Genomic DNA, 26,011 nt, shown 5'->3' with positions numbered 1-26,011 from the left:
CGAGCGCTGTCGGCATGCATGCATGGGAGTATGCGAAATGCCATCCCCAGCGCTCCGGGGATGGCAGTGCCCCCTGCGCTCACACCCGCTCGAAGATGCCCGCCGCGCCCTGCCCCATGCCCACGCACATGGTGACCATGCCGTATTTCTTGTTGTGGCGGCGCAGCGCGTGAACCACGGTGGCCGAGCGGATGGCGCCGGTGGCGCCCAGCGGGTGGCCCAGCGCGATGGCGCCGCCCATCGGGTTGACCTTGGCGGGGTCGAGCCCGAGCGTGTTGACCACCGCCAGCGACTGCGCGGCGAAAGCTTCGTTCAGCTCGTACCAGTCGATCTGGTCGTGCGTCAGGCCGGCGGACTTCAGCGCGGCCGGAATCGCCTCGATGGGGCCAATGCCCATGATGTGCGGCGGCACGCCACGCGACGCGTAGCTGACGAAACGCGCCAGCGGCGTCAGGCCAAAGCGCTTGACAGCGGCCTCGCTGGCCACGATCAGCGCACCCGCGCCGTCGCTGGTCTGCGAGCTGTTGCCCGCCGTCACCGAGCCGCGCGCGGCGAACACGGTGCGCAGCCTGGCCAGGCCTTCGAGCGACGTGTCGGGGCGAGGGCCTTCGTCGATGTCCACGGTGCGTTCGCTCGTCGTGACCTCGGCGGTCTTCAGGTTGACGCTGCGTTCGGTCACGGTGACGGGCGTGATCTCGTCCTTGAACTCGCCTTGTTGAATAGCCTTCAGCGCGCGCTGGTGCGATTCGAGGGCGAAGGCGTCCTGCGCCTGGCGCGACACCTTCCACTGCTGCGCCACCTTCTCGGCCGTCAGGCCCATGCCGTAGGCGATGCCGTAGTCGTCGACGTTGCTGGTGTTCTTGAAGATCTCGGGCGAGAGCGAGGGCGCGTTGCCCATCATGGGCACCATGCTCATGCTTTCGACACCGGCGGCGACCATGACCTCGGCCTCGCCCACGCGGATGCGGTCGGCCGCCATGGCCACGGCCGACAGGCCCGAGGCGCAGAAACGGTTGACGGTGATGCCGCCCACGCTCTTGGGGTAGCCCGCCAGCACGTTGGCCACGCGCGCCACGTTCAGGCCCTGCTGGGCCTCGGGGATGGCGCAGCCGGCGATCACGTCCTCAATGGCGGCCGGGTCGAGGCCGGGGGCCTGCTTGAGCACCTCGCGCAGCGCGTGTGCCAGCAGGTCGTCGGGGCGGGTGTGCTTGAAGTAGCCCCGGTGCGAGCGCCCGATGGGCGTGCGGGTGGCGGCGACGATGTAGGCGTCCTGGATTTGTTTGCTCATGGCGAAACTCCGTGGGTGTTCAAGGCCCTCGTGCGGGGTGAGGGTTGGGGTAATGGCGCGGCGGTCGAAGGGCGGGCTTGGGTAGCCCCCTTCCCAGCCTTCCCCCAGCGGGGGAAGGAGTTCGTGGCAAGCCGCTGTGCAGTCACGGCGTGCCCTTTTCGTTTCTCTCCCTCCCCCTCTGGGGGAGGGTTGGGGTGGGGGCCGCGCCCGCCAATGATTCGAGTCGATCGAGGATGCTCACCAGCACTCCCTCCATATTCACGAACGGCGCATCGGTAGCGACGCGCAGCACCGTGAAGCCTTGCGACCGGAAAAAGGCATCCCGTCTGTCGTCATACGCTTGCTGGTTCGCATGCTGCGAGCCATCCAGTTCGACGATCAGCCGGGGCGCCAGGCAGGCGAAGTCGGCGACGTAGCCGCCCAAGGGGTGCTGGCGGCGGAACTTCACACCCAGTTGCTCGCCGCGCAGGCGCGACCACAGCGCGCGCTCGGCGTCGGTCATCGCCCGGCGCAATGCCGGCGCGTTTCGACGAGCGGAAAGCGTAGTCTGGTGTTGCATGTGGGGTGGCCCCCATCCCAGCCTTCCCCCAGAGGGGGAAGGAGCGGGACGGGCAGATCAGTTACGCACCGGCTTGCCCGTCGCCAGCATCCCCATGATCCGCTCATGCGTCTTGGGATGGCCCAGCAGCGAGGTGAAGGCCTGGCGCTCCAGCGTCATCAGGTATTCCTCGCTCACCAGCGTGCCGGGGTCGACGTCGCCGCCAGTCACCACGTGGGCGATCTTCAGCGCGATGTCGAAGTCGTGCTGGCTAATGAAGCCGCCGTCGCGCATGTTCACCAGCTGGCCGGTAATGGTGGCCTTGCCGTCGCGCCCGGCCACGGGGAACAGGCGCTTGAGCGGCGGGCGGTAGCCGCCTTCGTACATCGCCCTGGCCTGCTGGATGGCCACGTACAGCAGCTCGTCCTTGTGCGGCACGATGGTGTCGCTCCACAGCAGGTAGCCGAGCTTGCGCGAATCCAGCGCGCTCATGCCGACCTTGGCCATGGCGGCGGCCGTGAAGCCTTCGGTCAGAAAGGGCAGCAGGTCCTTGCCGGTGCTGGCCTGCGCGTTCTCGGCCGCGCGGCGGGCGATGTAGGCCAGGCCGCCGGCGCCCGGCACCAGGCCCACGCCGACTTCGACCAGGCCGATGTAGCTCTCCATGATGGCCACGCGCTTCGCGCAATGCACCGCCATCTCGCAGCCTCCCCCCAGCGCCATGCCGCGGATGGCGGCCACGGTGGGCACGTTGGCGTAGCGCAGGCGCAGCATCAGCTCCTGCAGTTCCTTTTCCATCGAATCGACCAGGCCCGCGCCGCCGGCCACGTAGCCGGGCAGCATGGCCTGCAGGTCGGCACCGACGCTGAACGGGTCGTCGCCCGGCCAGACAACTAAGCCCTTGTAGTCGGCCTCGGCCAGGTTGATGGCTTCCATCAGGCCCTCGCCCGCGTCAGGGCTGATGGCGCGCATCTTGGTCTTGAGCGTGGCGATCACCACCTCGTCGTCCAGCGTCCAGACGCGGATGGCGTCGGTCTCCAGCAGCGTCTTGCCGGCCGTGTCGGGGCGCGGACCGGCCTCGCCCCGCAGCAGTTCGGGAAACAGCTGGCGCTCATACACCGGCAGCTGGCGGCGCGGCTCGAACTGGCCCGTGGTCGGGTTCCACGAACCCTGCTCGGTGTGCACGCCGCCGGCCTCGGCCACCGGGCCCTTGAACACCCACTCGGGCAGCGGCTGCTTGCTCAGCGCCTTGCCGGCGTCGATGTCTTCCTGAACCATCTTCGCCACGTCGAGCCAACCGGCCTCCTGCCACAGCTCGAACGGACCCTGCTTCATGCCGAAGCCCCAGCGCATGGCCTGGTCGACGTCGCGTGCGGTCTCGGCGATGTCCTTCAGGTGCACGGCGGCGTAGTGGAAGCCGTTGCGCAGGATGGCCCACAGGAACTGGCCCTGCGGGCCTTCGCTGTCACGCAGCAGCCTCAGGCGCTCGCCCGCGGGCTTGCGCAGCATGCGGCCGTAGACCTCGTTGGCCTTCTCCCCGCTGGGCACGTACTCGCCCTGTTCCAGGTCGAAGCGCAGGATGTCGCGGCCCTGCTTCTTGTAGAAGCCGGCCTTCGCCTTCTGGCCCAGGTGGCCGGATTCGATCAGCTTCTGCAGCACCGGCGGCGTGCCGAAGCTGCCGTAGAACGAATCCATTTTCTCGTCCAGGTTGTCCTGCAGCGTCCTGATGACGTGGCCCACGGTGTCCAGGCCCACCACGTCGATGGTGCGGAAGGTGCCGCTTGAGGCGCGGCCCAGGCGCTTGCCGGTCAGGTCGTCGACGACGTCGAAGGTCAGGCCGTATTTCTCGACCTCCTTCATCGTCGTCAGCATGCCGGCGATGCCGATGCGGTTGGCGATGAAGTTGGGCGTGTCCTTGGCGCGCACCACGCCCTTGCCGAGCGCGGTGGTGACGAAGGCCTCGAGCTGGTCCAGCACTTCCGGCCGCGTCGTCGGCGTGGCGATCAGCTCCACCAGCACCATGTAGCGCGGCGGGTTGAAGAAGTGGATGCCGCAGAAGCGCGGACGCAGCGCCTCGGGCAGGGCTTCGCTCAAGCGGGTGATCGACAAGCCCGAGGTGTTGCTGGCCACGATGGCGTGCTTGGCCACGTGCGGGGCAATCCTGGCGTACAGATCGCTCTTCCAGTCCATGCGCTCGGCGATGGCCTCGATGATCAGGTCGCAACCCTTCAGCTTCTTCAGGTCGTCGTCGTAGTTGGCGACCTCGATCAGCTCGGCGTCTTCGGCCACGCCCAGCGGCGCGGGCTTGAGCTTCTTCAGGTTGTCGATGGCCTTGAGCGCGATGGCGTTCTTGGGGCCTTCCTTGGCGGCCAGGTCGAACAGGATGACCGGCACCTTGCAGTTGACGAGATGGGCGGCGATCTGCGCGCCCATCACGCCGGCGCCGAGCACGGCGACTTTCTTGACGTTGAATCGGGACATGGTGGATTCCTTCACTGGACGCGCGTCCAGGTTTGCGTGCGGCCAAAGGGGCCGATGCTGCCGCGCACTTCGAGTCGTTGGCCGCCGTCGATGGGCGTCAGGCGCAGGCGGTAGTCGCTGCCCTTCTCGGGGTCGAGCACGCGGCCGCCTTCCCACACGTCCTTGCCTTCGGCCTTCTTCGCGCCACGGATGATTTCGAGGCCCTCCATGGGCTTGTCCTTGCGGTCGCCTTCGCACTTGTCGCACACGGCGCCGGGCTGGGCATCCTTCTTCAGCACCTTCTCGATGCGGCCGGTAAGCACGCCGTTGGCCTCGGTGATGACCACCTGCGCCTTCGGCTCCTTGGTGGCGTCGTCGATGCTGCGCCAGGTGCCCACCGGGGTCATCTGGGCGTGCGCCGCACCGCCGAAAACTATCAATACAATAGCTGCCAGCGCTTTATGGTCGGGCGCTGAAGCCCGATTTGGCTTGAAATCCATCATGTCAGCGCCGCGTCGGTGTCGAGCAGGTTGGCCACGCCCGAGCGCGCGGTGCGCATCAGGCTCGCGGTCTCGGGGAACAGGCGCGCGAAGTAGAAGCGCGCGGTCTGCAGCTTGGCGGTGTAGAACGGGTCGGTGCTGCCTTCGCCGATCTTCTTCAGCGCCACGCTGGCCATGCGCGCGAAGAAGTAGCCGAACACCAGGTGGCCCGCCACGCGCAGGTAGTCGACACTGGCGCCGCCCACCTCGTCGGCGTTGACGAAGCCCTTGAAGCCGATCTCGGTGGTGAACTTCGTCATCTGGTCGGCCAGGGTGGCCAGCGGGTTGATGAACTCGGCCATCTTCTCGTTCACGCCTTCCTCGGCGATCAGGGCCTCGATCTGCTTGCCGAACTTCTTCAGCGTGGCGCCCTGGTTCTGCAGGATCTTGCGGCCCAGCAGGTCGAGCGACTGCACGGTGTTGGTGCCTTCGTAGATCATGTTGATGCGCGCGTCGCGCACGAACTGCTCGGCGCCCGTCTCGTGGATGTAGCCGTGGCCGCCGAACACCTGCATGCAGTGGTTGGTGGCGGCAAAGCCGTTGTCGGTCAGGAAGGCCTTCACGATGGGCGTGAGCAGGCCCAGGATTTCCTCGCTGTCCTTGCGCACCTTGTCGTCGGGGTGGTGGTGCGCCTTCTCGGCGATCATGGCGCCGTACATGGCCATGGCGCGGCCGCCCTCGGCGTAGGCCTTGGCCGTCAGCAGCATCTTGCGCACGTCGGGGTGCACGATGATCGGGTCGGCCGGTTTGTCCTTGGCCTTGGTGCCCGACAGGCTGCGCATCTGCAGGCGCTCCTTGGCGTAGGCCAGCGCGTTCTGGTAGGCCACTTCGGTCAGGCCGAGCGACTGGTTGCCGACCCCCAGGCGCGCGGTGTTCATCATCACGAACATGGCCTGCAGGCCCTTGTTGGGCTCGCCCACCAGGGTGCCGATGGCGCCGTCCAGGCTGAGCTGCGCGGTGGCGTTGGCGTGGATGCCCATCTTGTGCTCCAGGCCGGTGCAGAAGATGGGGTTGCGCTCGCCCAGGCTGCCGTCCGGCTTGACGTGGTACTTGGGCACCAGGAACAGGCTGATGCCCTTGCTGCCCTTGGGCGCATCGGGCAGGCGGGCCAGCACCAGGTGGATGATGTTGGGCGCCAGGTCGTGCTCGCCGGCGCTGATGAAGATCTTGTTGCCGGTGACACGATAGGTGCCGTCGCCCTGCGGCTCGGCGCGGGTGGTGAGCAGGCCGAGGTCGGTGCCGCAGTGCGGCTCGGTCAGGCACATGGTGCCGGTCCATTCGCCGCTGACGAGCTTGGGCAGGAAGGTCTTCTTCTGCTCGTCGGTGCCGTGCGCGTGCAGCGCCTCGTAGGCGCCGTGCGACAGGCCTGGGTACATGGTCCAGGCCTGGCTGGCGCTGTTCAGCATCTCGTAGAAGCACTGGTTGATCAGCAGCGGCAGGCCCTGGCCGCCGTACTCGGGGTCGCACGACAGCGCGGCCCAGCCGCCTTCGACGAACTGGGCGTAGGCGTCCTTGAAGCCGGTGGGGGTGGTCACTTCGTGCGTGGCCTTGTCGAGCGTGCAGCCCTCGGCATCGCCGCGCAGGTTGAGCGGCTGCACCACCTCGGCGGCGAACTTGCCGCCTTCTTCCAGCACGGCATTCAGCGTGTCGGCGTCGAGGTCGGCGTGCTTGGGCAGGGCCTTGAATTCGTCAACGACGTTGAGCACCTCGTGCATCACGAATTGCATGTCGCGCAGCGGGGGGGTGTAGATGGGCATGGCGAAATCGCTCCAGAAGAAAGGCGAGAGGTTGAAGGGGCATCAGGCACGGTAGCGCGCCAGGATGTTGTGAAAGCCCTGGACGGCGCGCTCGAGCGCGCCCGGGCGTTGCAGGAAACGGGCTTCGTAATGCAGCACCAGGATCAGGCCGTGGATCTCGAAGGCGACCTGGTGTTCGTCGACATCGGCCGCCAGGTGGCCCTGCTCGCGCGCCTGGGCAATGGCGCGGGTGAAGGCGGCCATCCAGGTTTCGACCGCCTCGATCAGCGCATCGCGCACCGGCCCGGGCCGGTCGTCGAACTCGATCGCGCCGCTGATGAAGATGCAGCCCGAATCCAGCTCGGCGCTGGTGAAGCGCATCCAGTGCTTGAACAGCGCCTGCAGGCGCGGCAGGCCGCGCGGCTGCTCCATCGCGGGCTGGAAAACCTCGCGCTCGAAGCGGGCGTAGTATTCGCGCACCACCGAGATCTGCAGTTCGTCGCGCGAGCCGAAGTGCGCGAACACGCCCGACTTGCTCATCTCCATGGCCTCGGCCAGCGCGCCGATGGACAGGCCCTCCAGCCCCACCTGCGCGGCCATGCGCAGCGCCGTGTCGACGATGGCGGCCTTGGTCTGCTGGCCCTTCGGCAAGGCACGGGCCCTGGCCTGCGGCGCAGGCGCGATGGTGAGCGGCGGGGTACGGGACACGGCTTGAAATAAAACGAACGGTCGTTCTATTCTGCCCTATCCCCTGGAGGGCGCCAAGCGCTTCATTCCCCGCGAACATGGGTGTTTACCCTGAATTAATACCTGCACCCGTATAGGCGCGCAGTTCTGACTTGCCTATGCCTTGAACGCCACCACGCGCTGGCGCTGCTGGCCCAGGCCGTCGATGCCGAGCGTCATCACATCGCCCTTCTTCAGGTAGCGCGGTGCCGGCTGGCCCTGCGCATCGCGCAGCCCCATGCCCACACCCGGCGGCGTGCCGGTGGTCAGCACGTCGCCCGCCTCCAGCGTGATGAAGCGGCTGACGTAGCTGATCAGCCGCGCCACGCCGAACACCATGGTGCACGTGTCGCCGGTCTGCATGCGCTGGCCGTTCAGGTCGAGCCACAGGCCCAGGCGCTGCGGGTTGGGCACCTCGTCGCGCGTCACCAGCCAGGGGCCGATGGGGCCGAAAGTGTCGCAGCCCTTGCCCTTGTCCCAGGTGCCCCCGCGCTCGATCTGGAATGCGCGCTCGCTCACGTCGTTGACCACGCAGTAGCCGGCCACGTGCGCCAGCGCGTCCTTCAGCGCCACGTGGCGCGCGGTGCGGCCGATGACGACGCCCAGTTCCACCTCCCAGTCGCTCTTCTTCGAGCCCTTGGGCAGCATCACGTCGTCATCCGGCCCCTGGATACAGGAGATGGCCTTGGTGAAGACCACCGGCTCCTTGGGCACGGGCAGGCCCGACTCGGCGGCGTGGTCGGCGTAGTTCAGGCCGATGGCGATGAACTTGCCGATGCCGGCCACCGGGCAGCCGAGGCGCGGCGTGCCCTTGACCAGCGGCAGCTTGTCGACGTTCAGGCGCTGCAATCTGGCCAGCGCCGCATCGCCCAGCTGCGCCGGGCCGATGTCGGGCACCACGGCGGAGAGGTCGCGCAGGCGGCCATCGGCGTCCAGCAGTCCGGGCTTTTCCTTGCCCGGCGGGCCGTAGCGAAGCAGTTTCATGCGCAGACCCTTTCAGGCATCGAATCAGCCTTCAGGGCCCGTCCATCGGGCGCTGGCAGCTTCCCGGCTTATAGCATCCGGGCGATGCAGGCGTCCAGCTGTTCGGACGGCAGGCGCCGGAAGCCCGAGCGCGCAAAGCGCTGCAGGCGCCCGGCCACGAAGGCGGTGAGCACCGAGGCCGTCAGCTGCGCATCGGCGTCGGGCGTCAGCGTGCCGGCATCGGCCGCGGGCGCGCCGTCACGCAGGCACTGGCGCAGCGCCGCCTCGAGCTTGTCGAACAGCTGGTTCATGCGCTGCTGCAGGCGCTCGTGCTCGAACACCAGCGCGTCGCCCACCATCACGCGGGTCATGCCGGGGTTCTTCTCGCCGAACTGCAGCACCATGGCCACGATGCGGGCGGCGCGGGCGCGGCCATCGGCCTCGCGCTCGCTGATCTGGTTGATCAGGCCGAACACCGTGCTTTCGATGAAGTCGATCAGCCCCTCGAACATCTGCGCCTTGCTGGCGAAGTGGCGGTACAGCGCGGCCTCGCTCACCTCCAGCCGGGCGGCCAGCGCGGCGGTGGTCACGCGCTCGGCGCCGGGCTGCTCCAGCATCTGCGCCAGCACCTGCAGGATCTGCACGCGCCGCTCGCCCGGCTTGGGGCGCTTGCGCGTTGCCGCGCCCGGCGCGGCTTCGTCCAGGGCAGGTGCGGCGGAAGGGTCGGTGGCAGGCTGCATGGCGGGCTCAAATGTTTCCAAATGATTCTGCCACAGGATGGACCAATGACAAGTGCGGCCCTGTCGCGCCCGCGCCGCATGCAAGTGAGCGCTTGCCCGACGGCCACGCGCCAGCGCGGGACGCGCTGCATCGGTATATTTTTTATAGTGGCTTGCGCTTGCCCTGCAACGTTTTCAAGAGAAATCGACATGAAAACCTTTATCAGCGGGCGTCAGCAGCTATCTTTTTTGATTCATCATCAAGATATCTCATTCCATTCCCAGATCGAAACGACATGAATCTCATCATTCCAGCGAAAGCCGGAATCCAGACGACGCGCGTGAGCAGCGCATGGATCCCGGCTTTCGCCGGGATGACGATGGTTGACGTCTCGAGGCGGAAACGGAAATCAGATGATGCGCCGACCGCATCCCGCTGTGTGGGAGCGGGCGTGCCCGCGATCAAGCGGTGGTTGCGACGAGGCGCCTCATCGCGGGCAAGCCCGCTCCTACAACGCTGTGTGAGACTTGTTGCTGATCAAGCTTTTTCCGCCCGTCGAGCGGCTGCCCTCGTCAGTGCGAGCGGATCATGGTGCCGAACGGCTCGTTGCCCAGCACTTCCAGCAGCAGCGCGTGCGGCACCCGGCCGTCGATGATGTGCACCGCGTTCACGCCGCTCTTGGCGGCGTCCAGCGCGCCGGCGATCTTGGGCAGCATGCCGCCGGAGATGGTGCCGTCGGCCACCAGCTCGTCGATGCGGCGCGGCGTCAGCTCGGGCAGCAGCTGGCTTTGTTTGTCGAGCACGCCGGGGATGTTGGTCAGCATCAGCAGCTTCTCGGCCTGCAGCACGGTGGCCAGCTTGGCGGCCACCACGTCGGCGTTGATGTTGTAGCTCTCGTTCTGTGCACCGTAGCCGATGGGGCTGACCACGGGGATGAACTGGTCGTCCTGCAGCGCCTTCACCACCGACGGGTCGATCTGCTCGATGTCGCCCACCTGGCCGACGTCGTGCTCGACGCTCGGGTCCTTCTGGTCCAGCATCTTGAGCTTGCGGGCATGGATCAGCCCGCCGTCGCGCCCCGTCAGGCCCACCGCCTTGCCGCCGGCCTGGTTGATCAGGCCGACGATGTCCTGCTGCACCTCGCCGCCCAGCACCCACTCGACCACTTCCATGGTCTCGGCGTCGGTCACGCGCATGCCCTGGATGAACTTGCCCTCCTTGCCCAGGCGCTTGAGCGCGGTCTCGATCTGCGGCCCGCCGCCGTGCACCACCACCGGGTTGATGCCCACCAGCTTGAGCAGCACCACGTCCTCGGCAAAGGCGGCCTGCAGCGCCGGGTCGGTCATGGCGTTGCCGCCATATTTGATGACCATGGTCTTGCCGTGGAACTTGCGGATGTACGGCAGCGCCTGGGCCAGGATCTGGGCCTTGTCGCGCGGGGCCAGGGCGGAGAGATCAGTGCTCATGTCGGATGGGCCGGTTGGAGGTTGAGACGATGGCAATGATAGTGAAGCGGCCGCGTCACTCGCACGGGCGCTGCAGTCACTCGCGCGGGCGCTGCAGGATGCGCGGCACCTTGAAGCGCACCAGCATCACGTAGGCCGCCACGTAGCTGATGGCGAACAGCACGCAAAAGCCCAGCAGCACGCCGCTGTAGCGCCAGAACAGCACCGCCGGCACCACCGTCAGCACGATGAAGCTCCACAGATAGGGCGCCGTGCGGTTGTTGCGCGCCAGCATGTTCCTGGCCTCGTCCTCGTGCAGCACGCTGCGCACCAGGCGCCGGTACACCAGCTGGTGCAGGTGCAGCGCGTCGGCCATGCCGGGCGAATCGCCGCGCCACAGCTTGCGGTAGATCGAGAACACCGTCTCCCACACCGGGTAGATGAGCAGCAGCAGCGGGAACCACGGCGATACCACCGGGTGGCGCTGCACCAGCAGCAGGCTGATGACGGCGATCAGCAGGCCCCACAAGTAGGCACCCGCATCGCCGGCAAAGATCAGCCCGCGCGGGTAGTTCCACACCAGAAAGCCGGCCGTGGCCGCCGCCAGGGCGATCGCCACCGCCGCCAGTTCGCGGTCGCCCACCTGCAGCGCCACGTGCGCCAGCGCCAGGCACACCACCAGCGCCACCGCGCCCGCCAGCCCGTTGTAGCCGTCGATGATGTTGAAGGCGTGCGGCAGCCCCGTCACCGCCAGCACCGCCACGCCCACGCCCAGCCAGGGCCAGGCACCCCAGTACGGGTCGATCCAGCCGAAGCCCAGGTGCGGCACCGACACGCCCAGCACGCCCCAGGCCAGCAGGCCCGAGGTCAGCGTCAGCAGCAGGCGCCAGCTCACCCGCAGGCGCTGGGTCATGTCCTCCAGCACGCCGCCCACGAAGGCTGGCAGCAGCATCAGCAGCCAGGTGCCCAGGTGCAGCTTCACGCTGTCGATGTTGCCCGCCATGTGGGCGCGCTGCAGCAGCGGCAGCGCGGCCAGGGCGATGGCCCAGCCCGCCAGCAGGCCCAGCCCGCCCAGGCGCGGCGTCTCGCCCCAGTGAAAGCGCTGCGGCGCGTCGTCGGCATAGCGCGCCGCGCGGCGGCGGAACAGCCGGCGCACCCACAGTGTCGCCACCAGGGACACCACAAAGGCAAGCAGCGCCAGCGAGATCATTCGTGCAAGAAAAGGCGGTCCGCCCAAGGCTCCCGGAACGGATGCCCCGAAAGCGTGCGAAAAGCCCCGCATGGTAGCATCCGCTCACCTGCCAGGCCCGCTGGGCGCTTGGCTACCGGCCTCCACGCTCTGTCCGATTTCATGGTCGATTCTTCCTCCGCGCTGCACATCTACGACCGCGAGATCGACAGCAGCGAACGCACCTCCCTTTCCGTGCTCACCAGCCACATCGCGCCCGGCGCACGGGTGCTCGACCTGGGCTGCGGCAGCGGTGCCATCGGGCGCTACCTGGCCCAGCGCGACGGCGCCGGCACCACCGTCATCGACGGCCTCACCATCAGCGCCGACGAGGCCCGCCTGGCCTCCCCGCATTACCGCCGCGTCGAGGTGGCCGACCTCGACAACGCCCGCCTGAGCGACCTGTTCCCCGCCCAGAGCTACGACGCCATCGTCTGCGCCGACGTGCTGGAGCACATCCGCCAGTCGCCCCGCGTGCTGGCCGAATGCCGCCAGCTGCTGGCGCCCGAAGGCCGCCTGCTGCTGTCCATCCCGAACGCCGGCTATGCCGGCCTGGTGGCCGAGCTGATGGCCGGCGAGTTCCGCTACCGCCAGGAAGGCCTGCTGGACGAAACGCATGTGCGCTTCTTCACCCGGCGCACGCTGATGCGCTTTCTGCGCGAGCACGGCTGGATCGATGTGCAGGCCGATGTCATCACGCGGCAGCTGCCGGATTCCGAGTTCAACGTCGCGTTCGACGCCCTGCCCCCGGCCGTGGCGCGCCATCTGCTGGCCCTGCCGGACGCGCTGACCTACCAGTTCATCGTCGTCGCGCGCCCCGCTTCGGCCAAAGAGGCTGTCACAGCGGCACCGGCCGCAGAAGCTGCCGCCAGTGCCCTGCCGGCGCAGGCGCTGTTCACCGCCGAGTTGTATCTGGGCTTCAACGGGCAGTTCGACGAAGCGCGCAAGTTCACTGCCGCCGGCACCATCGGTCAGGTACGCCAGACATTGGCCTTCACGCTGCCGGAGCCGGCGCCCGACGCGCTCAAGCTTGACCCGGCCGACCGCCCCGGCTTCCTCCACCTCCACGGCATCGCATTGCTTGGCGCAGACGGCAAGACCGTTTGGCAATGGTCACCCGCCGATGCGGCGCTGCTGCTGGGCGCACCGAACAGCGGCATCGTCGCCCATCCGCCGGCCTGGCCGGGTGCGCCGTTTTCGCTGCTGCTCCACGGCAGCGATCCGTGGATCGAACTGCCGATTCCCCCTGCGGCTCTGGCGCAGGCTGGGGGCGGGCAACTGGAAATCGATCTCGGCTGGCCCATGTCGGCGGATTACCTGGCGCTGGCCGGTCTGGCGCAGCAGCGCATCGCCCAGGCGGAGATGGCCTTGCACGCCGAACGCGCAAAGCAACAGGATTTCAATCGCTCACGCGAGGAAATGCTGCGAACCATCGACACGCTCACCCAGCAGTCACACGGCCTCAGTGAGCAGAACGATCACCTGCGCCAGCAGAACGATCACCTGCGCCAGCAGAAGCAGGCGCTGCTGAGCACCACCCGCAGCCTGGCCCAGGAGCGCGACGAGGCCCGCCAGCTGGTGCACGACATCGAGAACTCCACCGTGTTCCGCGCCACCCGCCCCATCGTGCACGCCAAGATGCGCCTCGACCGCCTGCTCGGCACCGGCTCCGCCCGCCCCGCCGCGGCCGAACGGCCCGCGCCGCAGCCGCTGACCCCGCCGCCGCAGCCGGTGGACATCATCGTGCCCGTCTACAAGGGCCTGGCCGACACGCGCCGCTGCCTCGAATCGGTGCTGGCCGCCCGCTGCGCCACGCCCTGGCGCCTGATCGTCATCAACGACGCCAGCCCCGAGCCCGAAGTCACCGACTGGCTGCGCGCCTTCGCCCCCGGCGACGAGCGCATCACCCTGCTCGAAAACCCCGAGAACCTGGGCTTCGTCGGCACCGTCAACCGCGGCATGGCGCTGTCGGGCGAGCACGACGTGCTGCTGCTCAACAGCGACACCGAGGTGGCCAACGACTGGCTCGACCGCATCCGCGCCGCCGCCTACGGCGACCAGAAGGTGGCCAGCGTCACCCCGTTTTCCAACAACGCCACCATCTGCAGCTACCCGCGCTTCTGCCACGACAACGACCTGCCCGACGGCTGGGACACCGCCCGGCTCGACGCCCTGTTCGCCCGCACCAACCCCGGCCAGGTGGTCGACGTGCCCACCGGCGTCGGTTTCTGCATGTACATCCGCCGCGCCGCGCTGGCCGACGTCGGCCTGTTCGACGTCGAGAACTTCGGCAAGGGCTACGGCGAGGAGAACGACTTCTGCATCCGCGCCGCCAAGGCCGGCTGGCGCAACCTGCACCTGCTCGACGCCTTCGTGCGCCACTTCGGCGGCGTCAGCTTTGGCGACAGCAAAAGCCCGCGCGAGCGCGCCGCCATGGAAACCCTGCGCCGCCTGCACCCCCGCTACGAAAGCGAGGTGCTCGCCTTCGTGCAGGCCGACCCGGCACGGCTCGCCCGCACCATGGTCGACATCGCCCGCGTGCAAGCCGGCAGCGGCCCCCTCATCCTGGCCGTGCTGCACGACCGCCAGGGCGGCACCGAACGCCACGTGCAGGAACTCGCCGCCACCCTGCGCCAGCGCGCCCGGTTCCTGGTGCTGCGCCCCCTGCCCGGCCAGCGTGTCAGCCTGCGCCTGCCCGATGCCGGCGACAGCTTCGAGCTGGTCTTCTCTCTGGCCGACGAATACGAGCAGCTCATCACCCTGCTGCGCCAGCTGGGCGTCGTCCACATCCACTACCACCACCTGCTCGGCCACGGCGAGCACATCGCCCGCCTGCCCGCGCGCCTGGGCGTCGGCTACGACTTCACCGCGCACGACTACTTCACCATCTGCCCGCAGATCTCGCTCACCCAGCGCGACAGCCGCTACTGCGGCGAGCTCGGCGTGCAGCAATGCACCGACTGCCTGGCCAAATCGCCGGCGCCCGAAGGGCTCGACATCCTCACCTGGCGCACCCGCCACGCCGAGTTCCTGAACGGCGCCCGCTTCGTCATGGGCCCGGCGCGCGACGTGCTGCTGCGCCTGGCCAGCCACGTGCCCGGCGCCGCGCTGCGGCTGGTGCCCCACACCGACATCGACCCGGCCGCGCCCCTGCCCGCGCCCAACCCGCCGCCGCTGGCCGGTGATCGCCCGCTCAAGATCGTCGTCATCGGCGCGCTCAGCACCATCAAGGGCGCCGACCTGCTGGAAGACGTCGCCATCGCCGCCCGCAGGCAGGGCGCGCCGGTCGAATTCCACCTCATCGGCTACGGCTACCGCGCGCTCAAGACCCAGCCGCACGCGCACCTCACCGTGCACGGCCGCTACGACGAAAAAGACCTGCCCGACCTGCTGCACTGGCTGCAGCCCGACGTGGTGTGGTTCCCCGCCCTGTGGCCCGAAACCTACAGCTACACCCTCAGCGCCTGCCTGCTGGGCGGCTGGCCGGTGGTGGCGCCCGACATCGGCGCCTTCGCCGAACGCCTGCAGGGCCGCCGCTGGACCTGGGTCCAGCCCTGGGACACCCCCGCCGCCGACTGGCTGGCCTTCTTCACCGACATCCGCCAGCGCCATTTCGCCGCTGGGCAGTCGCCCGCCCCGGTCTTCACCATCGTGCCCACCGACGGCCACGTGCCGCCGGCGGTGGTTTCACACGACTGGTACCGCAGCGACTACCTGCGGCAACTGCCGTCAGCGGGCGCCAGCGCCACCCTGCCCGACCGCGCCACGCTGGCCGCGCATCTGCCCGGCCCGGGCGAAGGCACCCTTGCCGCAGCAGGGGGGGGTGGGCCGCTGGTGGCAGCGCTGGCGCGCCTGCGTTCGCTGCCCGTCCTCTCTGGCGTGGCCAGGGCCATCCCGGCGCATTGGCAGCGGCGCGTCAAGAACTGGCTGCAACGCTGACGCTGCCGATTCGCTATTACACTAATAGCTGTCAGCGCTTGCCAGACAAGCGCCGCGGCCGTTTTTCATTGATAATCAGCGACGCCGCACCACCCAAGCATCCTGATGGTGCCAGAACCACATGGGCGCCCAGCGCAGCACCTCGACCGGCCCAGCCAGCTCGGCCATGCGCGCCTGCACGAAACGCTCGTCGGTGAACGCCGTGCCGTACTCCTGCGCGTCGATCGCCGTCGATTCGCTCGATGGCGCGAAGAAGTAGCCCTCGGCATCCAGCGTCACCCGGGCGCGCCGCGCCGCCTCGGTGCCGTGCGTGGTGAACACCAGCAGCCCGCCAGGCTCCACCGCATCGACCAGGCGCGCCAGCCAGCGGCCCCAGCTGGAGCGCGGCAGGTGGCTGAACAGCGACAGCACGAACACCACGCCATAGCGCCGGGGCCAAGCCACGTCCTCGGGCCGGGCGGCCGACAGGAAGCCCGGCACGCCCAGCGTGTCGCGGGCGAAGGCCACCGCGTCCGGCACCACATCCGACACCGTGACCCGCTCGGCGCCCAGCGCCTTCACCAAGTGCCGCGTGAAGCGCCCGTGGCCGCTGGCAAACTCCAGAAAGCTCCCGGCGCCCAGCAACGGCCGCTGCACCGATTCCAGCAACAGCATCAGTTCCGACAGCGTGCGCCAGCCATCGGCGAAGTAGTCGCGCAGCGGGTTCACAGACGTCGGATGCCCCGCAAAGAAGCGAAAGATGTCATCCTGCGGCGACACCTCGCAGTTCACCCCTACCCACTCGCTGAACGCTCCCGGCAGCTGGTGGCGCTCCATCAGGTTGTGCGCTTCCAACCGGGTGACGGGGTGACCGCGCGCCGCCGTCAGCGCCGCGGTCGCCGCCGGCGCATCGCCGGCCTGCAATGCCGCCTGCCCCTGCGCCAGATAAAGCGCTGCCTGCCGGTCATCGAAATCCGCTGTCAGACCGCCCATGCCCCCGCTCCTTCGGCGTCCGGCCGTTGCAGCACGAAGGCATCCTGGTGCGCCCAGAACCATGCCGGCTCCACCGACCAGCGCGCAGGCACCGGCACCAGCGCCTCGATCTGCGCCTGCACGAACCCCGGCGACGTGAACGCCGTGCCGTACTCCTGCACATCGATCGCCGTCGACTCGCTCGCCGCCACGAATTGAAAGCCCTGCTCGTCCAGCGTCACCCCGGCCCGCTGTGCGGCAAAGTCGCCGTGCGTGGTGAACACCAGCACACCGCCCGGCGCCACCGCGTCCCACAGCCTGCGCAGCCATGCGGCCCAGGTGGCGCGTGGCAGGTGGCTGAACAGCGACAGCACGAACACAAGGTCGTAACGCCCCGGCCACGCCAACGCTGCAGGCTCCGATGTCGACACAAAGCCCCGCACCCCGAACTGCGCCGTCGAAAACGCCACCGCCCCCGGCACCACGTCCGACACCGTCACCCGCTCGTGCCCCAGCGCCTTCACCAGATGGCGGGTGAAGCGGCCGTGCCCGCTGGCGAACTCCAGCACCTGCCTGCACCCCGACAGGCGGTGGCCGGCCCCCTCCAGCAGCAGCAGCAGTTCGGACAGCGTGCGCCAGCCGTCGGCCAGGTAGTCGCGCAGCGGGCTCGACCAGGTGCCATGCCCGGTGAAGAAGCCGAACACGTCATCGGCCGGGTCGATGTGGGCATCCAGCCCCATCCAGGGCGCAAACGCACCCGGCAGGCCATGCGTTTCGATCAGGTTGTGCGCCGCCAGCTGGGTGCCCGGCACCATCGCCGCCACGCGCAGCGCCACGGCCGCGCCGTCGCGGTCGCCCGCCGCCAGCAGCGCCTGGCCGCGGGCCAGCGCCTCCCGCGCATCGGCCTCGGGCACCGGCCCCGCCGCCGTCGCCGCCAGCAATTGCTGCAACACCATGCTCACGATTCAACTCCAGGTATGGGGCAGGCGCACCAGCCCCGGCATCAAGGTCGGCGACACGAAGCGGAAGGTCATGAACTTGAACCACAGGTCGTAGGTCACCAGGCCGCTCTCGTCGAACAGGAACACGCTGATCACGTAGTCGCCCGTGTGCAACGGCAGGTCCGGAAACGTCAGCACCGAGCGCCACGTCCTATCGCCCAGCGGCGTGGGCGCCGCGCCCTCCTCGTGCGTCGCCAGCGACGTGATGCCCACCCCGCGATCCTGCTCGATCATGAAGCCGATGTTGGGCCGCTCCTCGCCCTGGCCACGCACCACGATGGTCGCCACCAGGTCACGCGCCTGCAGCACGCGCGGCGCGCCGGGCGCATCGTCCGCATCCGGCTCGGTCAGCCCGGCCAGTTCACACGACAGGATCATGGCCGACTCGGGGCCGCGCTCGTACGGCAGCGGCGGCACGGCTGGTGAGGGCGTGGCAGACGCTGCCGCCGGCGCCGCGCTGCCGGCCGTGTCCAGCAGGCGCGAATGCTTCTCGTACGCCCCCAGCACCGACTCGGTCGGCCCGAACTCCATCACCCGCCCCGCGTCCAGCCACAGCGCCACGTCGCACAGATGGCGAATGTGGTACGGGCTGTGCGAGCAGAACAGGATCGTGCAGCCATTGCGCCGGAACTGCTCGATCCGCTCCACGCACTTCTTCTGGAAATGCTGGTCGCCCACGGCCAGCGCCTCGTCGATGATCAGCAGGTCGGGCTCCACCGCCGTCACCAGCGCGAACGCCAGCCGCACCGTCATGCCCGACGAATAGGTCTTCACCGGCCGGTCGATCGCCTCGCCGATCTCGGCGAAGGCCAGCACCTCGGGCTCCAGCGCGCGCATCTGCTCGGCCGGGATGCCGATCAGGCTGCCGCCGAAGTACAGGTTCTGCCGCCCCGTGAACTCGGGGTGAAAGCCCGCCCCCAGCTCCAGAATCGCCGTCACCCGCCCGCTGCGCGCCAGTTGCCCGCAGCTCGGCTGCAGCGTGCCGGTGATCAGCTTCAGCAGCGTGCTCTTGCCGGCGCCGTTGCTGCCCACCACGCCCAGGCACTGGCCGCGCGCCAGCTCCAGCGACACGCCTTGCAGCGCCCAGTGGCTGCGGTGCAGCGCGCGGCCCGTCAGCAGCGACTTCAGGCGCGCGCGCGGCGAGTCGTACAGCTTGTACTCCTTGCCCACGCCGGCCAGGCGCAGCGGCAGCGGGTGGGTGTGATGGGGGGCGGCTTCGGTCACCGCGCCGACCGTCCTGGTGCGCTTTGCGCCACGCAATCAAGACCGCTTGTGCCGCGCAACGTATTCATCGAGCAGTTGCCGGATCATCTTCTGATACTGCATGTGGTGCTTGCGCGCGGCTTCCTTGAAAAAATCGACGCTCTCCGAACTCAGGGCGATCGTCACCTTCGTCTGCTCGTTCTTGAGCGCCAGTTCCTCGGGCGACGGCAGGAAGTCCGGCACCAGCCGGATCGGGCCCAGCGGCTCGTCACGGTATTGAATTCGCTTGTTCATAGACAGCTTTTCCCTTGCGCCAGTAGCCCGCACCGATGATCCGGATGCGGCCCGAGCGATAAGTGAACCGGACGGTGAGGACACCTGTTCCATCGCTATTGACGCCAAAACAGTAGTAGCGCTGCTCCAGCTGGCTGTGCGCCAAGTCTTCGGCAATGACGCGCCGCGGGTCCAGAAACGCATGCTGCGCTTCGTGGAACGACACGCCATGCGTTCGCTGGTTCGCAGTATTCTTGGCCTCGTCCCACTCAAAGCTCGGTTCACGCACGCTCTCAGCATATCACGGGTATGGCTATAAAGCCATACACAGCCATCGCGATGCCCCGGTGCATCATCGTCGAAACCGGGCCGCGCCCTCACAACCAGTCCGCCAGCTGGTCGCGGCTGCGCGCCAGCGCCAGCGACAACAGGCCGGCCAGCAAGACCAGCCACACGGCCAGGGCCAGCCACACTTCGCGGCCCGGCCAGGCGCCCTGCAGCAGCGCCGACTGGTAGCCCAGGATCGGCCCCGTCATCGGGTTCAGCCACAGCAGCCAGCGCCAGCCGGCCGGAAACAGCTCGACCGGAAACAGCACCGGCGACAAGAACACCCCCAGCGACAGCAGCACCGCCACCAGCTGCAGCACGTCGCGCAGCGCCGCCGCCAGAATCGCCAGCAGGTAGCCGGCCAACAGCGCCAGCACGCCCTGCAGCGCCAGCAGCGGCAGCAGCGCCCACACGCCGGGCCTGAAGTGGTGCACGCCGGCGTACAGCGGGATCAGCGCCAGCATCAGCGGCGCAAACACCGCACCGCTGGCCAGCACCGCGCGCGCCGGGAACAGCCCGGCCGGCAGCGGGTTCTTCTGCAGCATGCCGCCGGCCTCCAGCAGGCTGCCCATGCCGCGCTGCACGGCGTCGGCAAAGGCCATCCAGGCCAGCATGCCGACGATCAGGTAGGTGCCCACGCGCGCCGTCGGCGCCGCCGCGCCCAGGCGCATGCCGAACACCAGGTCGAACACCAGGTAATACGCCGCCACCGTCAGCAGCGGCGGCAGCCACACCCACAGCAGGCCGCCGGCCGAGCCGGCCACGCGCGCGGCGATCTCGCGCCGCGTCAGCACCGCCAGCAGGCCGCGCAGGCGCCACAGCTGGCGGCATTCGGCGCGCAGGGGCGACAGCAGCATCTATGTCCGGGGGGGCGGGTGGCACGCCGGCCGCAGGCGGCGACGGTTCAAGGCCTGGGCAGGGTCGGCGTGATCGGGGTGAAGTGATCGGCCATCAGGTTCTTCAGCGCCGCCTCGTCCAGCTGCGCGTCGGCCTCGGCCTGCTCCCACAGGCCGCGGCGCACGCGCTGGTTGATCTGCGCCGCGATCTCCTGGCGCAGCTCGGGCAGCGCCTGCTCGAAGGACTTCTGCTCGGCCGGCTTGCGCCCCAGCAGCTCGATGACGTGGTAGCCGTAGGGCGTCTTCACGGGCGCGCTCACGTCGCCCGGCTGCTTCAGCTCGAAAGCCGCGGCCTCGAAGGGCGGCACCATGCGGCCGCGGGCGAACCAGTCCAGCTCGCCGCCGCGCTGGGCGCTGCCCGGGTCGGCCGAATGCGCGCGCGCCAGGGCGGCAAAATCGGCGCCGCCGCGCAGCTGCCCGACCAGGCGCTCGGCCTCGGCCTTCACCGCCGCGTCGTCGCTGCCGCCACTCTCCACCGTCAGCAGAATGTGGCGCACCCGCACCTCCTCGGGCACGACAAAACGCTGCGGCTGCGCGCGGTAGGCCGAGCGGGCATAGGCCTCCTGCGCCTGCGCGTCGGGCATCTCGGCGGCCACGCGCTGCTGCATGTAGTGCTCGACCAACGCGCGCTCGCGCGCCAGTGCGGGCTCGGCCGCCGCCGACGCGTCCAGCGCCAGGCCGGCCTGGCGGGCCTGCGCGGCCAGGGCGCGCTGCACGTACTGGCCGCGCGCAAAGCGGCGCACCTCGTCGGGCGAGACCCAGAACATGGCGCGGTTCTCGGCCGGCACCAGCTGCTCCACCAGCTGCTCCATCTCGGCGCGCGTCACGGCGCCGGCCGGGCCGGAGGCCAGCACGTCGGCGGGCGCGCCGAAGCGCGGCGCCGGCTGGGCAGCGGCCGCGGGGGCGGGGGCGGCCGACTGCGCGGCGGCGGCCAGCGGGCCGCTCAGCAGGGCCGCGCCGAGCGCCAGCGCCGCCAGGCGCGAAAAGCGGGGGCCAGACATCGAATCATTCATGGGGTGTGCGGGGCCGCGCGTCGGCGGCCGGAAAAAAGCGCCCATCATACCGGCATGAAACACAGCGCGCCGACCCCCTGGTGGGAGCGGGCTTGCCCGCGATCGGCCTGGTCGGCGAGCGAGGCGCCCCATCGCGGCCAAGGCCGCTCCCACGGGTTGGGCCATCGCGGCCAAGGCCGCTCCCACGGGTTGGCGTGGCCCGGGGCGCCAACCCCCCTGGTGGGAGCGGGCTTGCCCGCGATCGGCCTGACCGGCGAGCGAGGCGCCCCATCGCGGCCAAGGCCGCTCCCACGGGTTGGGCCATCGCGGCCAAGGCCGCTCCCACGGGTTTTATTCAGGAGCAAATGTCGGATGGGCATGCAGCGCAAGCGAGAGCGAACGCGAGGGCCAAAAAACGGCGACGGAAGCAAGGACGAAAAAACGCGGGCGAAAAAAAAGGGCGGGTTCGAAAACCCGCCCTTGGCGAAGGACCTGGTGCATCGGGCCAGCGCCTGTACCAGCGCGCCGGCCCGGCCCGCAGGCCGGCTTCGATCAGTCGACCCAGCGGTGCGGCAGGGTCAGACCGTAGTTGCCGTTGGTCGCCGTGTTGACGATCGAGGTGGCGGCGAAGCCGACCATCGGCAGACGGCCAGCGCCCAGGGCCAGGCGCGCCCAGCCTTCGGTGGACACCGGGTTGACGCGGGTGTTGGTGACCGCGCCCTGCAGCACCGAGGTGGCGCCGAAGCTGACGGTGAACACTTCGCCGCAGTTCGGCAGGCTCACGCCGGGCGAGAAGCCACCACCGGCGACCTGGAACTGCTCTTCACGGCCAGCGGACGAGAAGTTGAGCATGATGCAGGCCTGCGGGCCCATGGCCAGCGTCTTGTTCAGCGACAGCGGCGCGTACATGTTCTGCGCCAGGGTAGGCGCCGTGGTCGTCGTCGGCGTGGCGTTGTTGGCCATGTCGGCGTTCCACACCAGGGCCGAGGCGGAGGCGGAGGCACCGTAGTTGACGGCGGCGTGGTAGCGGCGGGTCGGCTGCGACACCACCCAGTCGGTCGACATCGGCACCGCAGCGCCGGCGGCCGTGGCCACGTAGTCGTTGTACACGGCGGAGCGCCACAGGGCGGTCGACAGGTTCCGGGCCTGGTCGATCGCGCCGGCGACGGCCTGGTCCAGCGGGGTCGACATGTCGGGCAGGTCGAACCACAGCGGCTGGATGAGCGGCGCGGCGCCGCGCAGCAGCGGGTCGGCCGTCACGCCGTCCACCACGACACCGACCGGCGAGCCGACCTGAGGCGCGAAGATAATGCGGCCACGGGCGCTCAGCGGGGTCTGGGCGTTATCCTGGCCCCAGCCAGCGTGGGCCACGACAGCGGTCTGGTTGCCGCTGTAGACGGCCAGCTCGGACTGGTTGAACACGGCCCAGCTGCCCATCAGGCCACCGGTGGGTTCGAACAGGCCAGCGGCTTCGGCGCCAGCGGCGTCGACGATGTCGGTGCTCAGCACGGTCTGGAAGGCCAGGTTGTCGCAGGGGGCGACGCCGGCCTTGTGCTTGATGTTGGTGAACAGCGGGTTGGCCTTGGTGCCGCCCTCGCCGGCCACCATGTCGAGGAACGGCGGGATGTCGGCCATGTTCAGGACTTCGATGTAGCCCTCGTTGACGTTGGCGTTCTTGACGTCGGCAGCCAGGTAGGAAGCCAGGCGGTCGGTCTTGAACACGCCGGGGAAGGCGGTGGCGTCAGGGATGGTGCAGGACTTGTCGCTGGTGCTGATGGCGGCGCGGCCGGTGGCGGCGTCCTTGGCCACGGAGCCGGTCCACACGTCGCCGGGCGACAGGAAGACGGTGAAGTCCAGCACGTCGTCGGAGTTGGCGGCGCCGCGGAAACGCACCTTCACGGCCTTGCCGCGCACCAGGTCGGTGTTGGTGATGTTGAACAGCGTGCCCATGTTGCCCTGCGCCGTGAAGTAGGGCGTGAACAGCATGTGGCCGGTGGCGCCGGGGTTCAGGCTCAGGGCGGTGCTGGCCGCCAGCGTGGTGTGGCCGACGGTGTTACCGGCACCGAAGTAGGCCACGGCGTGCGCCGAGCCGGCAACGCCAAGACCGCCCAGGGCGACTGCTGCACCCAGCGCCAGAATGCTCTTTTTCATAGCTATGACTCCATTGATAGAAAAGATTGCAAGACCCAAGCGAATCTTGGAAATGCGTGTAGATGCTACCACGGCGCCCCGCGGAAACTCAATGCGCCACGGGGGGGCACCGATTTTTTGCGCAGTCGTTTGTTGTATTTTTTAAACAGGGCGCCCGGCTGGCCTGGCGCACCGGGGTTTACAGGGCCTGGTAGAACCACCACTGGCCGTCTTCGCGCACCCACTGCTCGTCGATGGCGCCCACGATGTCCTGCCCGGCAAAGGGCGGGACGATCACCCGGGTGGTGAGGCGGATGCGCACGGTGCAGCGCTCGGCCTCGCAAGTGGCCTGGTGGATTTGCGCGCCGCGCCACTGGCCGGCGCTGTTGAAGCGCTTGCGGTAGTCCTTTTGCTGGACGATGGCGCGGTAGCCGGGCTGGGTGTAGGTCCAGGCCTTGTCGAAGTCGCCGGCGACCAGCGCGGCCCAGCGCGCTTCGGCGCGCTGCTGCACTTGCTGCTCGGGTGTCTTGGGCTGCAGCGCGGCGCAGCCGGCCAGCGCCAGCGCGGCGGCGCCCAGCAGGGCGGCCAGCGCGGCGCGGCGGGGGGTGGGCGACGGAAGGGGGTGGGTCATGGGGAAGGCTTCCTTTCAGGTTGATTCAAAAAACGGAGTCGGCAAGCTGGCTCGGGCTGTTGCCCCCTGCCCCTCTGGTGAGAGGGCTGGGGTGAGGGGCTGGCGGCGCTGGCCAAGGCCGGCGGATGGTGATGCGCTGCCGGCCCCCACCCCAACCCTCCCCCAGCGGGGGAGGGAGCGAGTCACCCTCAGCCCTGCCCTCTCCCGCAGGCGGGAGAGAGGGCCTCTGCGCAGCGCAGGCGGCTGTTGCTCCCTCGCCCCTCTGGGGAGAGGGCTGGGGTGAGGGGCTGGCGGCGCTGGACAAGGCCGGCGAGCGGGATGCGCTGCAGGCCCCCACCCCGGCCCTCCCCCAGCGGGGGAGGGAGTGAGAGCGGTGTGCTGAGGCAGGCGGTTGATCATGCAAAAACAATAGCGCCTGCCGCAGGCTGGGCGGGCGCTGGAGGCTGATTACGGCACCAAACGCTGACCCGGCACGGTGGCGGGCTCGACCAGGCCCTTCATGCGGTCGCGCAGTTCGCGGCTGATGGCGCGCACGTCGTCGTCGGCGCGCAGCACGCGCGGGGTGAGGATGACCAGCAGCTCGGTGCGGCTGGCGCTGCTTCTGTGGGTGCCGAACAGGGCGCCGACCACCGGGATGGCCGAAAGAACGGGCACGCCCGACTTGCTGTTGTTGACGTTGTCCTGGATCAGGCCGCCGAGCACCAGGGTTTCGCCCGAGCGCACGGCGACCTTGGAGTTGATCTGGCGCTGCATGAAGGTGGGGTAGCCGCGGGTCTGGGCGGAAGTGGAGTCGTTGCCCAGCGTGGTGACGATCTGGTCGACGTCGAGCGTGACCAGGTCGCCGGCGCTGACCGAGGGCGTGACGCCGAGCATGACGCCGGTGTCCTTGTACTGGATGGAGGTGCTGCTGGTGTTGCTGTTGGTGTAGAGGATGGTGCCGGTGTTGACGGGCTCCTGGTTGCCGACCTGGATGGCGGCAGTGTGGTTGTCCATGACCATCAGCGAGGGGCTGGAGATGACCTTGAGCAGCGACTTGTTGGCCAGCGCGCTGAGCACGGCGGAGATGCCGGCGCCGTTGCGGAAGGTGTAGGTGAAGCCGCCGTCGGAGGCGCCGGTGGCGGCCAGCGCGCCGTCGGCATCGCTGGCGCCGATGACGCCGCGGCCCGAGCCGCCGCCGATGCCGCCGCGGAAGGCCCATTGCAGGCCGTACTGCAGGCCGTCGCCCAGGGTGACTTCGACGATGGAGGCCTCGATGAGCACCTGGGCGCGCTGGACGTCGAGGCGCTTGAGGGTGGCTTCGATGCGCTCGTATTCGGCCGCCGTGGCGTGGATGAGCAAGGTGTTGTTGATGCGGTCGGCCATGACGCGCACGTTCTGGCCGAGCACGGTGGTGACGACGTTGGGGCCTTGCTGGGCCTGCTGCCCTTGTGCGCCGCCGAGGCCGCCCAGGCCGCCCGACATGCCGCCGATGCCGCCCCCCAGGCCGCCGCCGATGCCGCCACCGAGGCCACCGCCCAGGCCGCCCCCCAGGCCGCTGCCGCTGCCGAAGCTGTTGCCGCCCAGGCCGCCGAAGCTGCTGCCGCCGCCGAACGGGCTGTTGCGGTTGCCGGCGTACTGGCCGGCGAAGCTGCTGTTGACGTTGCCGCCGCTGCCGCTGGTGCCGCTGGCCCCGCTGAGGCCGGGGGCGATGCCGGTGGCGCCGCCGGCCTGCTGGGTGGTGGTGCCGCCGTAGATGCCGTTGAGCAGCTCGGCCAAGTGGGTGGAGGAGCCGTTCTGCACCTTGTAGACGAAGAGCTGCGGCTCGGCGCTGTTGAGGTTGGGGCGGTCGAACTGCTCGATCCAGTAGCGCACTTCGTCCAGATAGGCGGCGCGCGGGGTGACGACCATGACGGCGTTGATGCGCTCGATGGGCAGGATGCGCAGGGCGCCGAACAGGGGGCTGCCTTCGCCCAGGCCGGCCGGCGCGGCGGCGGCGCCGGCCGCGCCCGGGGTGGGCGCGGCGCCGGGCCGCGGGACGGCGGCCGGGGC

At 69.2% G+C, this 26,011-nt stretch carries 21 protein-coding genes; 1 reads left to right on the top strand and 20 read right to left on the bottom strand.

From position 1 onward, the window contains the following. Window positions 1-79 precede the first annotated feature (79 nt). From ACFSCU_RS07220 to ACFSCU_RS07175, 10 genes are all read right to left on the bottom strand, one after another. Complete coding sequence (locus ACFSCU_RS07220) at window positions 80-1,288, bottom strand: acetyl-CoA C-acyltransferase (RefSeq protein ID WP_377560284.1); 1,209 nt, start codon at window positions 1,286-1,288, stop codon at window positions 80-82. Between the two features lie 142 nt (window positions 1,289-1,430). Then, window positions 1,431-1,790, bottom strand: coding sequence for an endonuclease domain-containing protein (locus ACFSCU_RS07215; RefSeq protein ID WP_377560283.1), 360 nt, complete (start codon window positions 1,788-1,790; stop codon window positions 1,431-1,433). A gap of 114 nt (window positions 1,791-1,904) precedes the next feature. Beyond that, window positions 1,905-4,304, bottom strand: coding sequence for a 3-hydroxyacyl-CoA dehydrogenase/enoyl-CoA hydratase family protein (locus ACFSCU_RS07210; RefSeq protein WP_377560281.1), 2,400 nt, complete (start codon window positions 4,302-4,304; stop codon window positions 1,905-1,907). 11 nt (window positions 4,305-4,315) lie between these two features. Beyond that, complete coding sequence (locus ACFSCU_RS07205; protein ID WP_180551708.1) at window positions 4,316-4,783, bottom strand: DUF2147 domain-containing protein; 468 nt, start codon at window positions 4,781-4,783, stop codon at window positions 4,316-4,318. Beyond that, window positions 4,783-6,579, bottom strand: a complete 1,797-nt coding sequence (locus ACFSCU_RS07200) for an acyl-CoA dehydrogenase C-terminal domain-containing protein (RefSeq protein WP_377560280.1) — start codon at window positions 6,577-6,579, stop codon at window positions 4,783-4,785. The genes ACFSCU_RS07205 and ACFSCU_RS07200 overlap by 1 nt, the downstream gene beginning before the upstream one ends. A gap of 42 nt (window positions 6,580-6,621) precedes the next feature. After that, window positions 6,622-7,266: a TetR/AcrR family transcriptional regulator gene (locus ACFSCU_RS07195; protein WP_308645786.1), complete on the bottom strand. Its 645-nt coding sequence runs from the start codon at window positions 7,264-7,266 to the stop codon at window positions 6,622-6,624. Window positions 7,267-7,401: 135 nt separating this feature from the next. Then, the gene (locus tag ACFSCU_RS07190) at window positions 7,402-8,268 is read right to left on the bottom strand and encodes a fumarylacetoacetate hydrolase family protein (RefSeq protein ID WP_180549950.1); all 867 of its coding nucleotides are present in this window, start codon (window positions 8,266-8,268) and stop codon (window positions 7,402-7,404) included. A gap of 68 nt (window positions 8,269-8,336) precedes the next feature. Beyond that, the gene (gene slmA, locus ACFSCU_RS07185) at window positions 8,337-8,987 is read right to left on the bottom strand and encodes a nucleoid occlusion factor SlmA (RefSeq protein ID WP_180549951.1); all 651 of its coding nucleotides are present in this window, start codon (window positions 8,985-8,987) and stop codon (window positions 8,337-8,339) included. A gap of 552 nt (window positions 8,988-9,539) precedes the next feature. Further along, window positions 9,540-10,433 carry an acetylglutamate kinase gene (argB, locus tag ACFSCU_RS07180; protein WP_180549952.1) on the bottom strand — a complete coding sequence of 298 codons (894 nt, stop codon included), beginning with the start codon at window positions 10,431-10,433 and terminating at the stop codon, window positions 9,540-9,542. 76 nt (window positions 10,434-10,509) lie between these two features. After that, entirely contained in the window at window positions 10,510-11,622 is a 1,113-nt protein-coding gene (locus ACFSCU_RS07175; protein ID WP_377560277.1) for a glycosyltransferase family 4 protein, read from the bottom strand. Between the two features lie 141 nt (window positions 11,623-11,763). On the opposite strand from ACFSCU_RS07175, the gene ACFSCU_RS07170 reads away from it, so the two are divergent. Beyond that, window positions 11,764-15,579, top strand: coding sequence for a methyltransferase domain-containing protein (locus ACFSCU_RS07170; protein ID WP_377560276.1), 3,816 nt, complete (start codon window positions 11,764-11,766; stop codon window positions 15,577-15,579). 75 nt (window positions 15,580-15,654) lie between these two features. On the opposite strand, the gene ACFSCU_RS07165 is transcribed toward ACFSCU_RS07170, so the two are convergent. The 10 genes from ACFSCU_RS07165 to ACFSCU_RS07120 form a co-directional block, all read right to left on the bottom strand. After that, entirely contained in the window at window positions 15,655-16,551 is an 897-nt protein-coding gene (locus ACFSCU_RS07165) for a class I SAM-dependent methyltransferase (RefSeq protein WP_180549954.1), read from the bottom strand. Beyond that, a complete protein-coding gene (locus ACFSCU_RS07160; protein ID WP_257646021.1) occupies window positions 16,539-17,486 on the bottom strand; it encodes a class I SAM-dependent methyltransferase in 948 nt (315 codons plus the stop codon). The genes ACFSCU_RS07165 and ACFSCU_RS07160 overlap by 13 nt, the downstream gene beginning before the upstream one ends. Window positions 17,487-17,495: 9 nt before the next feature. Further along, window positions 17,496-18,755, bottom strand: coding sequence for an ABC transporter ATP-binding protein (locus tag ACFSCU_RS07155; RefSeq protein ID WP_377560273.1), 1,260 nt, complete (start codon window positions 18,753-18,755; stop codon window positions 17,496-17,498). 36 nt (window positions 18,756-18,791) lie between these two features. Then, window positions 18,792-19,028, bottom strand: a complete 237-nt coding sequence (locus ACFSCU_RS07150; protein ID WP_180549955.1) for a CopG family transcriptional regulator — start codon at window positions 19,026-19,028, stop codon at window positions 18,792-18,794. Continuing rightward, window positions 19,003-19,296, bottom strand: coding sequence for a BrnT family toxin (locus ACFSCU_RS07145; protein WP_308645787.1), 294 nt, complete (start codon window positions 19,294-19,296; stop codon window positions 19,003-19,005). Before ACFSCU_RS07145 ends, ACFSCU_RS07150 begins: the two co-directional genes overlap by 26 nt. 88 nt (window positions 19,297-19,384) lie before the next feature. Continuing rightward, complete coding sequence (locus tag ACFSCU_RS07140; protein ID WP_377560271.1) at window positions 19,385-20,191, bottom strand: ABC transporter permease; 807 nt, start codon at window positions 20,189-20,191, stop codon at window positions 19,385-19,387. 47 nt (window positions 20,192-20,238) lie between these two features. Next, window positions 20,239-21,231, bottom strand: coding sequence for a peptidylprolyl isomerase (locus tag ACFSCU_RS07135; RefSeq protein WP_180549956.1), 993 nt, complete (start codon window positions 21,229-21,231; stop codon window positions 20,239-20,241). A gap of 543 nt (window positions 21,232-21,774) precedes the next feature. After that, window positions 21,775-23,373, bottom strand: a complete 1,599-nt coding sequence (locus tag ACFSCU_RS07130; RefSeq protein ID WP_180549957.1) for a hypothetical protein — start codon at window positions 23,371-23,373, stop codon at window positions 21,775-21,777. A 178-nt stretch (window positions 23,374-23,551) separates the two neighbouring features. Further along, window positions 23,552-23,983 (bottom strand): hypothetical protein, encoded by a 432-nt coding sequence (locus ACFSCU_RS07125; protein ID WP_377560270.1) that lies wholly within the window; start codon window positions 23,981-23,983, stop codon window positions 23,552-23,554. 447 nt (window positions 23,984-24,430) lie between these two features. Continuing rightward, on the bottom strand, window positions 24,431-26,011 hold a 1,581-nt coding region (locus ACFSCU_RS07120), incomplete at its 5' end, for a type II secretion system protein GspD (RefSeq protein ID WP_377560269.1).

It is taken from the genome of Ottowia beijingensis (genome assembly GCF_042680925.1).
Taxonomy (GTDB): Bacteria; Pseudomonadota; Gammaproteobacteria; order Burkholderiales; family Burkholderiaceae_C; genus Ottowia; species Ottowia beijingensis.
The sequence above is the reverse complement of the archived record's forward strand: the minus strand, read 5'-3'. Positions and strand labels throughout refer to the sequence as shown.

Coding starts and splice junctions, on each gene's coding strand:
- ACFSCU_RS07220 (WP_377560284.1), bottom strand. CDS start 1,288: ATGAGCAAACAAATCCAGGACGCCTACATCGTCGCCGCCACCCGCACG.
- ACFSCU_RS07200 (WP_377560280.1), bottom strand. CDS start 6,579: ATGCCCATCTACACCCCCCCGCTGCGCGACATGCAATTCGTGATGCAC.
- argB (WP_180549952.1), bottom strand. CDS start 10,433: ATGAGCACTGATCTCTCCGCCCTGGCCCCGCGCGACAAGGCCCAGATC.
- ACFSCU_RS07140 (WP_377560271.1), bottom strand. CDS start 20,191: ATGCTGCTGTCGCCCCTGCGCGCCGAATGCCGCCAGCTGTGGCGCCTG.
- ACFSCU_RS07175 (WP_377560277.1), bottom strand. CDS start 11,622: ATGATCTCGCTGGCGCTGCTTGCCTTTGTGGTGTCCCTGGTGGCGACA.
- ACFSCU_RS07130 (WP_180549957.1), bottom strand. CDS start 23,373: ATGAAAAAGAGCATTCTGGCGCTGGGTGCAGCAGTCGCCCTGGGCGGT.
- ACFSCU_RS07190 (WP_180549950.1), bottom strand. CDS start 8,268: ATGAAACTGCTTCGCTACGGCCCGCCGGGCAAGGAAAAGCCCGGACTG.
- ACFSCU_RS07160 (WP_257646021.1), bottom strand. CDS start 17,486: ATGGTGTTGCAGCAATTGCTGGCGGCGACGGCGGCGGGGCCGGTGCCC.
- ACFSCU_RS07205 (WP_180551708.1), bottom strand. CDS start 4,783: ATGGATTTCAAGCCAAATCGGGCTTCAGCGCCCGACCATAAAGCGCTG.
- ACFSCU_RS07210 (WP_377560281.1), bottom strand. CDS start 4,304: ATGTCCCGATTCAACGTCAAGAAAGTCGCCGTGCTCGGCGCCGGCGTG.
- ACFSCU_RS07125 (WP_377560270.1), bottom strand. CDS start 23,983: ATGACCCACCCCCTTCCGTCGCCCACCCCCCGCCGCGCCGCGCTGGCC.
- ACFSCU_RS07150 (WP_180549955.1), bottom strand. CDS start 19,028: ATGAACAAGCGAATTCAATACCGTGACGAGCCGCTGGGCCCGATCCGG.
- slmA (WP_180549951.1), bottom strand. CDS start 8,987: ATGCAGCCTGCCACCGACCCTTCCGCCGCACCTGCCCTGGACGAAGCC.
- ACFSCU_RS07215 (WP_377560283.1), bottom strand. CDS start 1,790: ATGACCGACGCCGAGCGCGCGCTGTGGTCGCGCCTGCGCGGCGAGCAA.
- ACFSCU_RS07170 (WP_377560276.1), top strand. CDS start 11,764: ATGGTCGATTCTTCCTCCGCGCTGCACATCTACGACCGCGAGATCGAC.
- ACFSCU_RS07165 (WP_180549954.1), bottom strand. CDS start 16,551: ATGGGCGGTCTGACAGCGGATTTCGATGACCGGCAGGCAGCGCTTTAT.
- ACFSCU_RS07135 (WP_180549956.1), bottom strand. CDS start 21,231: ATGTCTGGCCCCCGCTTTTCGCGCCTGGCGGCGCTGGCGCTCGGCGCG.